11 protein-coding genes are annotated in these 12,768 nt (G+C 67.9%); 4 read left to right on the top strand and 7 right to left on the bottom strand.

Features of this window, described 5'->3' with window-relative positions; translation table 11 throughout:
- Positions 1–16: 16 nt before the first annotated feature.
- The 4 genes from Ssi02_RS18885 to Ssi02_RS18870 form a co-directional block, all read right to left on the bottom strand.
- Positions 17–928, bottom strand: a complete 912-nt coding sequence (locus Ssi02_RS18885; protein ID WP_204027175.1) for a Rieske (2Fe-2S) protein — start codon at positions 926–928, stop codon at positions 17–19.
- A 127-nt stretch (positions 929–1,055) separates the two neighbouring features.
- Complete coding sequence (locus Ssi02_RS18880; RefSeq protein ID WP_204027173.1) at positions 1,056–1,661, bottom strand: HD domain-containing protein; 606 nt, start codon at positions 1,659–1,661, stop codon at positions 1,056–1,058.
- A gap of 150 nt (positions 1,662–1,811) precedes the next feature.
- On the bottom strand, positions 1,812–3,260 hold the full coding sequence (locus Ssi02_RS18875) for a catalase (protein ID WP_204027171.1): 1,449 nt from the start codon (positions 3,258–3,260) through the stop codon (positions 1,812–1,814).
- 59 nt (positions 3,261–3,319) lie between these two features.
- Positions 3,320–3,736 (bottom strand): Fur family transcriptional regulator, encoded by a 417-nt coding sequence (locus tag Ssi02_RS18870; protein WP_204027169.1) that lies wholly within the window; start codon positions 3,734–3,736, stop codon positions 3,320–3,322.
- 172 nt (positions 3,737–3,908) lie between these two features.
- Between Ssi02_RS18870 and Ssi02_RS18865 the strand changes: the two genes are divergently transcribed.
- Together Ssi02_RS18865 and Ssi02_RS18860 are read left to right on the top strand one after the other, a co-directional pair.
- Positions 3,909–5,057 (top strand): CapA family protein, encoded by a 1,149-nt coding sequence (locus Ssi02_RS18865; protein WP_204027168.1) that lies wholly within the window; start codon positions 3,909–3,911, stop codon positions 5,055–5,057.
- Between the two features lie 216 nt (positions 5,058–5,273).
- Entirely contained in the window at positions 5,274–5,930 is a 657-nt protein-coding gene (locus tag Ssi02_RS18860) for a TetR/AcrR family transcriptional regulator (protein ID WP_239129036.1), read from the top strand.
- A 6-nt stretch (positions 5,931–5,936) separates the two neighbouring features.
- On the opposite strand, the gene Ssi02_RS18855 is transcribed toward Ssi02_RS18860, so the two are convergent.
- On the bottom strand, positions 5,937–6,482 hold the full coding sequence (locus tag Ssi02_RS18855; protein WP_204027166.1) for a hypothetical protein: 546 nt from the start codon (positions 6,480–6,482) through the stop codon (positions 5,937–5,939).
- Between the two features lie 180 nt (positions 6,483–6,662).
- Here Ssi02_RS18855 and Ssi02_RS18850 point away from each other — a divergent pair, with 180 nt between their 5' ends.
- A complete protein-coding gene (locus tag Ssi02_RS18850) occupies positions 6,663–7,184 on the top strand; it encodes a hypothetical protein (protein ID WP_239129029.1) in 522 nt (173 codons plus the stop codon).
- A 402-nt stretch (positions 7,185–7,586) separates the two neighbouring features.
- Here the strand turns inward: Ssi02_RS18850 and Ssi02_RS18845 are convergent, their stop codons facing one another.
- A complete protein-coding gene (locus Ssi02_RS18845) occupies positions 7,587–8,387 on the bottom strand; it encodes a hypothetical protein (protein WP_204027162.1) in 801 nt (266 codons plus the stop codon).
- A 363-nt stretch (positions 8,388–8,750) separates the two neighbouring features.
- Here Ssi02_RS18845 and Ssi02_RS18840 point away from each other — a divergent pair, with 363 nt between their 5' ends.
- Positions 8,751–9,947, top strand: a complete 1,197-nt coding sequence (locus Ssi02_RS18840) for an alpha/beta hydrolase family protein (RefSeq protein WP_204027160.1) — start codon at positions 8,751–8,753, stop codon at positions 9,945–9,947.
- Positions 9,948–10,042: 95 nt separating this feature from the next.
- Here the strand turns inward: Ssi02_RS18840 and clpB are convergent, their stop codons facing one another.
- Positions 10,043–12,625, bottom strand: coding sequence for an ATP-dependent chaperone ClpB (clpB, locus tag Ssi02_RS18835; RefSeq protein WP_204027158.1), 2,583 nt, complete (start codon positions 12,623–12,625; stop codon positions 10,043–10,045).
- Positions 12,626–12,768: the final 143 nt, after the last annotated feature.

The raw sequence follows: 12,768 nt of genomic DNA, 5'->3' as shown, positions 1-12,768 counted from the left end.
AGAGCCGCCACGACCTCTACGGTAGAGCCGGGCGGACCTGGATCATGCCGTCTTCCGAGACCCGCGTCTCGAAGGTCGGCTGGGGGGCGGTCGCCGGTCCGTGGGCGACAGAGCCGTCGGCGAGGCGGAACGTGCTGCCGTGCCAGGGGCAGGTCACGCAGACTTCGCCGTTCAGCATGGTGATCTTGCCCTGGTGCAGGGGCCCGGCGAGGTGGGAGCAGTGGTCGGCGAGCACGATCACCTGGGTGCCGCGCCGCAGCACGAACAGATCGATGTAGCCGAGTCGCCGGGTGACCGGCCGCCCGTCGGGAAGGTTCTTGATCTGCCCCATGTCGTGCCACCCGAGCGGCACGAGATGGGCGACCGATTCGGCGTGGTTGGCCCCGGCCGCCTGCCGGTAGGCCATGTGGCCGCCGAGATAACCGCCGACGGTGGCGGCGGTGAGGCCCATGAACCCCGTGATGCGCCCGGCCCGCTCGCGCCCCGCCAGCCGGAGGAGCAGCGACGCGGTGTACATCCCGAGCGCGGTGACGTTGGACAGCGCGTGCACGAAGCCCACACGCTGCTGTTCGCGGTGGAGGGACGACCAGTCGACGATGCCGGCCGCCGCCGTGGGGAGCGCCCCGCCGATGCCCGCCGCGAGAAGGGTGCGGGTGGCCCGCCCGTCGCCGTGGGCGAGATCGAGTACGGCTGTCGCCATCCAGCAGCCGAGGGTGAAGTTGGCGAACGGGGGATGCAGGGGTTTGCCGGTCGGCACACCGTGCAGGAAGTCGCGCAGTGCTCCTGGGCGGACGCGTTGTCTGACGGCCTTGGCGAGCACGATGATGGGCCCGTCGAACACGGTCGAGTGTTCGAGCCGGTCGGTGAGATCATCCGGCGGCACTATGCGTTTCAGGGTCTTACGCCCTGGCTTCACGGCTTCCTTCACCACTGCCCCCTATCGGCCTGCCGAGCGTCCCGCCTGCGGCCGCGAGCGGCCTGCGGTGGGGGGTGAAATGCGCATCATGTGACCTACCCGGATGAATCCCGGGAAATCCACCCTTGTGGTCCGGTGTTCACTCCTCGGCCAGGTGCCCCCGTTGCACGGAAAGCTCGACCAGCTCGCGGGCGTAGGCGCCCAGCGTGGGCGAACCCGCGTCGATGATCTTCACGTTGCGCCTCACCTGGTCGGCCGTGACCTTGTAAAGCTTCCATGTGCCGCCCTCGGTGTGGTGGTTCGCGAGCAGCGGCGCGAATCGGTCGAGAGCTTTGGCGAATTTTGCCTCGGGCGTGACCCGGTCTTCAAACTCGTCCCAGAGTGCACGCAGCTTGGTGTTCTGGTCCTCGGGCAGCAGGCCGAAGATGCGGTCGGCGGCCTGACGCTCCCGCTCTGCCTGGATAAGCACCGCCTCGGCGTCGTAGATGAAGGTGTCACCCGCGTCGATCTCCACCAGGTCGTGGATGAGGAGCATCGCGACGACCCGTTCGAGATCGATGCCGGGTGGGGCGTGCTCGGCCATGACCAGGGCGAGCATGCACAACTGCCAGGAGTGCTCTGCGTCGTTCTCGCGGCGCGAACCGTCCAGAAGGGTGTTCCTCCGGATCACGCGCTTGAGCTTGTCAATCTCCTGCACGAATGCGACTTGGAGGTGGAGACGGTCCAGCAAAGGCACGGTAGTCACCTGAGCAAGCCTAGTGGTGATCAACTCCTTGACAAGGCTGGACCCGGTCGTGGGCGAAACCTTCCCGAGCGACGGCTCACGCCACCGGGTGATGGCGCGAGCCGTACTCGGGTCATGTCGCGCACGCGCCGGGGGCACGTGCCGCGGCCGTCAGGAGATGCCGAGCCCCTGGGCCACGCCCTGGCCGAGATCCTTGTGGATGTTGGTCCAGTAGTCGGCGACCCGGTGCTTCATCTCGGTCGTGACCTCCGGCGCGGAGGCGTGGCCGACGATGTTGCTCACCAGGTTGGCCCGGTCGGTGTCGGAGAGCACGTTCTCCCACAGGGCACGCGGCTGGACGTAGTCGTCGTCCTCGGCGTGCTTGGTGTAGGCGCTCCGCAGGATCTCGCCGGAGATGTGGTAGCCCTCCCCCTCGTAGAGCGAGGGGTCGGCCGCCGGGCCGCCCACGCTGTTCGGGGCGTAGACGGGGTCCGTGGAGTTCTTGTACCTCATCGCGCCGTCTTTGTTGTAGCTGTGGACGGGCACCTTCGGCGCGTTGACCGGAAGTTGCAGGTAGTTCGGGCCGATGCGGTAGCGGTGGGTGTCCGGGTAGGAGAACAGCCGCCCCTGGAGCATCTTGTCTGGAGACGGACCGATACCCGGCACCAGGTTGGCCGGCTCGAAACCGGCCTGCTCGACCTCGGCGAAGTAGTTCTCCGGGTTCCGGTTGAGCACGAACCGGCCGATCGTGATCTCCGGGTAGTCACTGTGCGGCCACACCTTGGTGAGGTCGAACGGGTTGAACCGGTAATCCGCCGCCGCCTCGAACGGCATGATCTGCACGTTGACCCGCCACGCCGGGTGGTCGCCGCGCTCGATGGCGGTGTGCAGGTCGCGGATGTGGAAGTCCGCGTCCTCGGCCGTCATCGCCTTGGCCTCGCCGGCGGTGAAGTTCTCGATGCCCTGCTCGGTCTTGAAGTGATACTTCACCCAGTACTTCTCTCCGGCCGCGTTGTACCAGAGGAAGGTGTGGGAGCCGAAGCCGTGCATATTGCGCCAGGTCTTCGGGGTGCCCCGGTCCGTCATCAGGAAGGTCACCTGGTGGGCAGACTCGGGGGACAGGGTCCAGAAGTCCCACTGCATGTTGTTGTCACGCGTGTGGGTGTCCGCCCTGCGCTTCTGCGAGTGGATGAAGTCGGAGAACTTCGAGGGATCGCGGATGAAGAAGATCGGCGTGTTGTTCCCGACGATGTCGTAGTTGCCGGCGTCGGTATAGAACTTGATGGCGAACCCGCGCGGGTCACGCGCAGTGTCGGCGCTGCCCAGCTCACCGGCCACCGTCGAGAAACGCAGGAAAAGCTCGGTCTCCTTGCCCTTGGTGAACAACGACGCCTTGGTGAACTGACTGACGTCCTCGGTGATCTGCAAGATGCCGTAGGCCCCACCGCCCTTGGCGTGCACGACACGTTCAGGGACACGTTCACGGTTGAACTGCGCCATTTTCTGGATCACATAGTGGTCCTGCATAAGCAGGGGGCCGTTGGGCCCGACGGACAACGAGAACTCATCACTCGGCGCGGGGATCCCCGAGTCCGTGGTGGTGATCGGCCTTTCGGTCATTGCGCGGTCCTCCAGATTCTCCGTTGAAAAGGAGTACGGCTTACGCCGACACGACTCCGTTAGTTCCCCTTGGTCTGGCATCTCGGACAGATGCCCCAAAAGGTGATGTCAGCCTCGTCTACCAGGTAGCCGCTGGTGTCGGTGGGATCGAGGCAGGGCGCCTGCCCCTTCACACAGTCCACATCGGTCACCGAGCCGCACGTCCGGCAGACGAGGTGGTGGTGGTTGTCGCCCACCCGCGCCTCGTAGCGTGCCGGGCTGCCCATCGGCTCGATCTTCCGGAGAAGACCGGCCTCGTGCAGCGCGCGCAGCGCGTCGTAGACGGCCTGCAGGGACACCTGGCCCACGTGCTCCCGCGTCCGGCGGTGGATGGAGTCCACGTCGAGGTGGCCCCCCTCCCGCACCGTTCGCAGTATCGCCAACCGCGCGGCGGTCACCCGTAGGCCCACTTGTCGCAAAACGTCGGCATCCCCCATGTATGCCACAGTATGTCGTTTTATTGAATGACTCAAGTAAAGGAACTATCCAAGTTGGACCCGGTCGGATCTCCCCTGGGCGAGTTGTCCCATCCGTGCCGCGGAGAGATGGCATGCTCAGTGCACGATGAACAGATTTCCCCATATAGACGCAGTGGCCCGAGATAGCACCATGGCCGCCCCACGCCGACGGCGCGCGCCACGAGCCGGCCGGCTCGCGGGCGTCGCCGCACTGACGGCGAGCGCACTGCTGGCCGCGGCCTGCTCGGCCGCCGAATCCGCCGGGGTGGCCAAGGAGCCCTCGACCTCGGCCAAGGCCAAGGCCAACACCAGTGCCCCGCAACCCGGTCATGCGACCGAGAACAAGCTTGAGCGCAAGCCGTACACCATCGCCTTCGGCGGAGACGTGCACTTCGAAGGGCTGCTCCGCCCGAGACTCAACAACCCGAAGACCGCTCTCGGCCCGATCGCCCCGGTCCTGCGCAAGGCGGATCTCGCGATGGTCAACCTGGAGACCGCGGTCACCACCGGCGGCACGCCCGCGCCCGGCAAGCAATATGTCTTCCGCGCGCCGCCGTCGTCCCTGACGGCGCTCCGGGCGGCCGGAGTGGACGTGGCCTCGCTCGCCAACAACCACGGCATGGACTTCATGGAGAGCGGCCTCAAGGACTCGCTCGCCAACGCCAGGCGCGCGAAGTTCCCGCTGATCGGAGTGGGCAACAACGCCGACCAGGCATATCGCCCCTTCCGCAGAACGGTCAACGGCAACCGGGTGGCCGTGATCGCGGCGACGCAGGTGCTCGACACGGAGTTCATCCAGGCGTGGACCGCCACCGACAGCAAGGGCGGGCTGGCCTCGGCGAAGAACGAGCAGCGGTTGCTTCAGGAGGTTCGTGCGGCCCGCCGCAACTCCGACACCGTCATCGTCTTCCTGCACTGGGGGGCCGAACTCGCCGCCTGCCCCACCGACGTGCAGCGGAGCCTGGCGAGAAAGCTCATCACCGCCGGCGCCGACGTGATCGTCGGTGGGCACGCGCACATCTTGCTCGGTAGCGGATATATGAGCGGACGCTATGTGAACTATGGCTTGGGGAACTTTGTCTTCTACAACTGGGGGCCACAGACCGGAAAGACCGGTGTGCTCACGTTGACGATCAATGGCAGAAAGGTGATTAAGGACCAGTGGACGCCTGCCACCATCCAGGGTGGAGTGCCGGTCCCGCTTCGGGGTCCGGCCCAGCGGCAGGCGGTGAACTCGTGGAAGAACCTGCGCACGTGTGCCGGACTTAACGCCACTCCGGGGGATGAATCGACCAGGTAGTCAGCTCGCGCACAGATAACCTCCCTAGATCATTATTCTCTTGGGAGGTCGTCCTTCCGCATCCGGCAGGCCCCTGGCATAGGCACGGCGCGGTGCCTGACCAGGTCAGACGGCGCGTTATCCGAGGCGGGGGCGGCCGAGAACGGAAAAGGTCCGCCTGAGGTATTGCTGGGTAAGAACTGACTCGGAACGCTCCAAGAGGGCAAGATATATGGAGTGTCCACCCTGCCTTGTGAGGATCGAGAGGGACAGGAGACCGCCCCCCTCCGTCGTCGTCCCACCCAGCGCCGCAGCGCGCGGCGAGTTGAGCGCATGCTCGACGCCTGTGCCGAATTGCTCGACGAAATCGGCTATGAAGCGCTGTCCACGACCCGGATCGCTGATCGCGCGGGCGTCGCGATCGGCTCGGTCTATCAGTTCTTCCCGGATAAGAAGGCCATCGCGGAGGCGCTGACCAGGCGCAACGTGGAGTTCTTCGTCACCCGGGTGGGCCGTCGCTTCGTGAGCGAGGACTATCTCAGTTGGTGGGCAGCGATCGACGCCATCATCGATGAATATGTCGACATGCATAGGAGCGTGCCAGGATTCCGCTCCCTCCATTTCAGCGACGTCGTCGACCTCAACCTCATCGATTCGACCTCCGACAACAACACGGTGATCGCGGGCCGGCTGCGCGGATTGTTGCTGAAGGAGTTCGGGCTCGCCGACAGCGAGGAACTCGATCTCGCCGTCCTCGTGGCCGTCGAGGCCGGTGACGCGGTGCTCAAGCTGGCGTTCCGCCGGGATCCCATGGGAGCGCCTGAGATCGTGGATGAGGCCAAGAAACTCGTGCGGGGCTACCTGAGGCAGGAGCTTGGCCCCAGCGCCTCCTAGAGGGGCTCACTCGCCGTCTGGGGCCAGGTCTTCCATGTCGGACTCGGGGGAGAGGTACGGCAGAGCCCCGCCGGGCCTGTGGGGCCGCGTCACGTGGTCTTCTGCGGATTCGGCGCGCCGTGCCGTACCCTCCGGCCGGCCGGACCCCGGGAACGGCCAGTTCCCGAGATCGGGATCGAGCTCGGGCAGGCGGGAGAGCTTCTCATCCTGTTTGCCGGGGAAGTGGTGCGGTGGGGCCTGACTGATCAGCAGGCTTTCCGTGAGTTCCCGCGTCACCTGGACGGGGGATCGTTTCCGCTCGGGGCGCGCCGGGCAGCGGGTCACGGGGATCGGGCCGGCCGCGGTGTTGCGCAGCTCTTTGTCTCTTTCGGAAAGCCGGCCGCGCCAGGCTTTGCGATCGGCGGCCAGCCGGGTCTCCAGGGTGCGGAGATCCCGCTCGGCACGCTCCACGACCTCAAGCCGTCCCGACAGATAACCGGCCGCTCCGGGGATCACTGCAGCGAGGATCAGAGCGCACATCACCGTGAAGGTCATCTGCTTGGACAGCCCCATCGCAGCCCCTTCCTCGGCGTCGTCACCCACCGGTCTTTGTCGGTTATGCCCGTTGACCAGGAAGGACACGCAAAGAGTAGGGAATCATATACGTAACGTTGCCGAACCTGTGTGATGGCCGCTGCGCGTATTGTCCCGGCAAAAAGGTCCGTCGCTAGGTACGCTCGCGGTGTGGCGCATGTGACACGTGAGCACCTTGATCGGCTGCTGGAACAGGCTCTGCTGGCTGACGACCACGCTTCTCTCGCGAGGAAACTCGACGATCTCGCGCAGTCGTACGACTCCGGCGAGGTCTCCAGAGCCGCGATCCTCATGCTCGCGGCCGAGGAATGGCGTCAAGCCGGGCAGGCCGTCCGGGCTCTGACCAGTTTTCAAAGTGCGATCGAAGACGGAGGCGAAGTGGCCGTCGATCCCCGAGCGGGCATCGCGGACACCTTGTTCGAACTCGACCGGGCAGACGAGGCCAGAGAGCTCATCGAGGTGATCCGCTGCGACGACGGTGTGAACACCGCGACCGTGCTGACCGTCGCCGAAACCCTCGTCGCGTATGGCGATCTGCCCGCGGCGCACGAATGGGCCACCAGAGGTGCCCTCTCCGGCCAGAAAGGCACGGGGGAGCACTCCGCCCTGTTGCGCACCCGCTATCGCATCCGCGTCGACCTCGGGCTTCCTGAGGACGAACTCGACGAACTCATCTCCTGAACGGCACGTCCCCCGGGACCGGGTCTCCTCGACAGGTCAGAGGAACATAGGAATGGGCCACGATCCTTGGATCGTGACCCATGTCATCGCACCTGGCGAGGTGTGGGCCCCGCCGTACCTCGGGTGGGGTCGAGTCGCCTCCGGCCGGGCATGGGCTCCGCCGTACTCGGGGTGGGGGCGGCCGGTTCGAGTCGCCTCCGGCCGGGCATGGGCTCCGCCGTACCCTCCCCGCAGTCGGCCTCCAGTCGGTGGAAGCGGACCTGACGGGTGGGGAGCGCGTTGTACGGCAGAGCCCTCGTGTCCTCGTGACCGGCGTGGCGCGGCGGCGTGACGATGTGCCCGCTGCCGTCGCCTGCGGTGGAGAGTCTCGCCCGCGAGACGAGACGTTCTGCCCGCCTTTCCTTATCCCAGCTTGTCCTTGAGTGAGGCGCCCGCGCCGCCCAGGGTGTCGGTGAGGGCGGCCCTGGCCGAGGCGGGGTCCGGGACCGCGTCCGGAGCCGGGATCGAGGCCGGAGCGGGCACTGAGAGCGGTGCGGGGACCGGGTGGGCCGCCGCGGGGGGAACCGCGACCGGATTCGAAAGCCCTGGGATGTCACCGGTCGTGAGCGCGAGCCCCGGCGCGTGTGCTTCACCGGGGCGGGGCAGCCACGCGGCCGGTGCGTCGGGAACGGCGGGCAGTCCGGGATAGTCGGGGACACCGGCTATCAGGGTGGGGTCGACGGCTCCTGTGCGGTCCATGTCTCCCGGCATGGACAGGGGCACCGGGGCGGGAGCCGGGCGGTCCGCGAGGATCGGCGCGGGCAGGGCGGGGAGGGCGGACAGCACGGACGCGCCCCAGGCCTCCTCCGGAGCCGCGGCGGCCAGGGGCACGGTGCGGGCGGCGCTCGGGATCGACGCCGCCTCGGGCAGGCCGTACAACCCCAGTGCCGACGCCACCCCCTCGATCGCCACCCACGGGGCCTGGCCCGCCGGGTTGAGCACTGTCGACACGCCCCGGGTCTCGCCGCAGACCGAGACGGCGGCGCCTGCCGAACCGAGTGTGCCCGTCGAACCGAGCGCGCCGACCGGGCTGAAGAGGTGCATGGGGTCGACCACTGTGCAAAGTGTGTCCGCTCCCGCCGGGCCGGGGCCCAGCCATTGGGCCGTGGTGAGCACGGCGGTGGCGGCGAGGATTGCTCGGACTTTCCGTGATGCGTTGAACATGCGCGTCCCCCTGATGGTGTTCGGTTGTCCGACGGACGCGAACGTAGCCACGGGAGAGACACCGGGCGGCGGGTTAGCCCAATGCCGAGGCCGGGATAACCCAATGGTGGGCAAGCCCTTACCTGCCTCGCTGGAGTGTTGGGTGGCCGTTGGCAGACACCGTAGACGGGCATCGCATCGATTTGATCTTGACCTCCGGGGCGATCGCCCGTGATCGGCCGGAATCTGCCCCCCGGCCCCCGCTGGCGGACGTGCGTCTCCGACCTGCGACATATCCGGGCCGCAGGGGACGTCGAAAGTCGCATTCCCCAACCGATCTTTCAGCCGAGGTCGAGCCGCGCCCGTTTCAGGAGCATGGACGCCATGTCAGCAACACCTCTGCGCGGCGTCTTGGCCACGGGCGTCGCCCTGCTCGCGTTCGCCGCGCCCGCCGCCGCCGTTCCCACCCCCGCGCCGTCCGCCTCCCCGCCGGCCTCCACCCCACGCCCCGCCCCCACCGACCCGGGAGTGACCCCCGTGCTGCCCCAGCCGACGGGCCCCCGCGCGGTGGGCACGACGACGCTGCATCTGGTGGACGACTCCCGCCCCGACCCCTGGGCGCCCGAGGAGAAGGCGCGGGAACTCATGGTCTCGCTGTGGTATCCCACGAAGGCCACGAGTGGCCCGCGGGCGACCTATATGACCACCGAGGAGGCGGAGATGATGCTGCAAGGGCAGAAACTCTTCCAGCTCTCCCCGGCGGCGGTCGGCAGGACCAGGACCCACGCGGTCGCCGACGCCCCACCGGCCGGCCGTAAACGATCGCTGCCTCTGGTCGTCCTGTCCCCGGGCTTCACGATGCCGCGCACCTCACTGACGAGCCTGGCGGAGGAACTCGCGAGTCGTGGCTACCTTGTGGCGGGAATCGACCACAAATACGAGTCATACGGTGCGAAGTTTCCGGGCGGACTGGCCACCTGCCTCGCCTGCGCGGAGCAGGAGCAGGACGCGCACAAGGCCGGTGACAAGATCACCAGGGGCCGGCAGGCCGACGTATCCTTCGTGCTCGACCGGCTGACCGGGCCGAACCCCGCCTGGAAACACAGCGCGCTGATCGACCGCACCAAGATCGCCATGGGGGGCCACTCCGTCGGCGGCAACAGCTCCGCGTGGACCATGGTCAAGGATTCGCGGGTGCGCGCCGGAGTCAACCTCGACGGGTGGTTCTTCGTGCCGCTGCCCGAGTCCGGCCTCTCCCGGCCGTTCATGGTGATCGGCGACGACCAGTTCAGCAAGCCGGGCGCCGGCAATGCGTCATGGGACCGCGACTTCACGCGTATGACCGGGTGGAAACGCTGGCTGACCCTGGCCGGCGGGCACCACGCGTCCTACACCGACTTTCCGCTCATCCTCAAACAGCTCGACTTCGACCTCGGGGTGCCGGTCTCCGGTGCCCGTTCGATGGAGATCACCCGCGCTTATGTCGGCGCCTTCTACGACCTGCACCTGCGCAAGCGACCCCAGCCGCTGCTCAACGGCCCCTCCAAGCGCTATCCCGAGGTGAAGTTCCACACCCGCTGACGCACCGGCGACGCGGCGCCCCGGCCGCCCACGCGGGTACGGCGAAGCCTTTCGGGGGCTTCGCCGTACTTCCCGTGGCCTTGAGGACCGAAGGCTCAGACCTTGCCCACCGACAGCGTGTCGCCGGCCTCGTCAAGCTCGACCAGCACCTCGTCGCCGTCGTGCACGGCGCCGGACAGCACCTCCCTGGCCAGTTTGTCGCCGATTGCCGACTGCACCAGACGGCGCAGCGGGCGGGCGCCGTACAACGGGTCGTAGCCCGTCAGAGCGAGCCAGTCGCGGGCCGCCGGTGTGACGGTCAGGGTCAGCCTGCGGTCGGCGAGGCGGGCCGCGAGGGAGGCGATCTGGAGGTCGACGATGCGGGTCAGCTCCTCGGAGCCGAGGGCGTCGAACAGGATCACGTCGTCGAGCCGGTTGAGGAACTCCGGCTTGAACGACTTGCGCACGGCCTCCATCACGGCGGTGCGTTTGGCGCCGTTTTCCATCAAGGGGTCGACGAGGTATTGCGACCCGATGTTGGAGGTGAGGATCAGGATGACGTTCCTGAAGTCGACGGTGCGTCCCTGCCCGTCGGTCAGACGGCCGTCGTCGAGCACCTGCAGCAGGATGTCGAAGACCTCGTGGTGGGCCTTCTCGACCTCGTCGAGCAGCACGACCGTGTAGGGCCGGCGCCGCACGGCCTCAGTGAGCTGGCCGCCCTCCTCGTAGCCGACATAGCCGGGAGGGGCACCGACGAGCCGCGCCACGGAGTGCTTCTCGGAATATTCGCTCATGTCGATGCGGGTCATCGCCCGCTCGTCGTCGAACAGGAACTCCGCGAGGGCCTTGGCCAGCTCGGTCTTGCCGACGCCGGTCGGGCCGAGGAAGAGGAAGGAGCCGGTCGGGCGGTCGGGGTCGGAGATGCCCGCGCGGGCGCGGCGCACCGCGTCGGACACCGCGCGCACCGCCGCGGCCTGCCCGATCAGCCGGCTGCCGATCTCGTCCTCCATGCGCAGCAGCTTGGCCGTCTCGCCTTCGAGCAGGCGGCCGGTAGGCACGCCGGTCCACGACGAGACGACTTCGGCGATGTCGTCGGGGCCGACCTCCTCCTTGACCATCGGCTTGGAGTCGGTCCCCTCGGCCGCCGCCGAGGCGTCGGCGAGCTCCTTCTCCAGGCGCGGCACATCGGCGTACATAATGCGGGAGGCGGCTTCGAAGTCGCCGTCGCGCTGGGCGCGCTCGGCCGCCGACCGGACCTCGTCGAGCTGCTTCTTCAGCTCGCCGACCCGGTTGAGCCCGGCCTTCTCCCGCTCCCACCTGCCGACGAGCGCGTTGAGCTCCTCCTGGCGGTCGGCGAGATCCTTGCGGATCTTCGACAGGCGCTGGCGGGCCGCCTCGTCGGTCTCCTTGGCGAGCGCGAGCTCCTCCATGCGCATGCGGTCGACAGAACGCTGCAGCTCGTCGATCTCCACCGGCCGTGAGTCGATCTCCATGCGCAGCCGCGAGGCCGCCTCGTCGACCAGGTCGATGGCCTTGTCCGGCAGGAACCTCGCGGTGATGTAGCGGTCGGACAGGGCGGCGGCGGCCACGAGCGCGCCGTCGGCGATCTGCACCTGGTGGTGGCCCTCGTAACGCCCCTTCAGCCCGCGCAGGATCGCGATCGTGTCCTCCACGCTCGGCTCACCGACGTAGACCTGCTGGAAGCGGCGCTCAAGCGCGGGGTCCTTCTCGATGCGCTCGCGGTATTCGTCGAGCGTCGTCGCGCCGATCATGCGCAGCTCGCCCCGGGCCAGCATGGGCTTCAGCATGTTGCCGGCGTCCATCGCGCCCTCGGCCGCGCCCGCGCCGACCATCGTGTGCAGCTCGTCGATGAACGTGACGATCTGGCCGTCGCTCTGCTTGATCTCGTTGAGGACGGCCTTCAGCCGCTCCTCGAACTCACCGCGGAACTTCGCACCCGCCACCATCGCGCTCAGGTCGAGGGCGACCAGGCGCTTGTTGCGCAGGCTCTCCGGCACGTCGCCCGCGACGATGCGCTGGGCGAGGCCCTCCACGACCGCGGTCTTGCCCACGCCGGGCTCGCCGATGAGCACCGGGTTGTTCTTCGTGCGGCGCGACAACACCTGCACGACGCGGCGGATCTCCGAGTCACGGCCGATCACCGGGTCGAGCCTGCCGGACCTCGCCCGCTCGGTGAGGTCGACGCCGTATTTCTCCAGTGCCTGATAAGTGGACTCAGGCGTCGCGCTCGTGACCCGCGCGTGGCCCCTGACCTTCTCAAACGCGTCGAGCAGCGCGTTCGGCGTCGCGCCCTGCCCCTTGAGCAGGTCGGCCACGGGGCCGCCGTCGGTCGCGAGCCCCACCAGCAGGTGCTCGGTCGAGACGTATTCGTCCTCCAGCTGCTTGGCGCGCTGCGCCGCCGTGTTGAGCACCGTGAGCAGCTGCCGCGAACTCGCCGGCGCGCTGACCGTCGCCCCCGACGCCTTGGGCAGCGCCGCGAGCGCCTCCTCGGCCTTGGAACGCAGCACCTTCCAGTCGGCGCCCACGGCTTCGAGCAGCGGAACGGCGGTGCCCTCGCTCTGCGCCAGCAGCGCGGCGAACAGATGGAAGGGCGAGACTTCGGGATTGCCCTCGGCTGCCGCCCTCCGGATCGCTGAGGAGAGCGCCTCCTGGCTCTTCTGGGTGAGCTTGTAGTCCATGCGTGATCCGCCTCGTTAGTTCATAACCCCGTGGTGATTGCGCGCCGTGCCACGCACGACCACACCTGAGTACGGCAGAGCCCGGCGGGCCGGTCGCCCCGGAGCCGGTGACGTGGTGGAACGTGGAGGGCGCCGCGAGATGC

Source organism: Sinosporangium siamense (assembly GCF_016863435.1).
Taxonomy (GTDB): Bacteria; Actinomycetota; Actinomycetes; order Streptosporangiales; family Streptosporangiaceae; genus Sinosporangium; species Sinosporangium siamense.
Note: the sequence above shows the minus strand (reverse complement) of the source record. Positions and strands in the feature narration are given on the sequence as shown.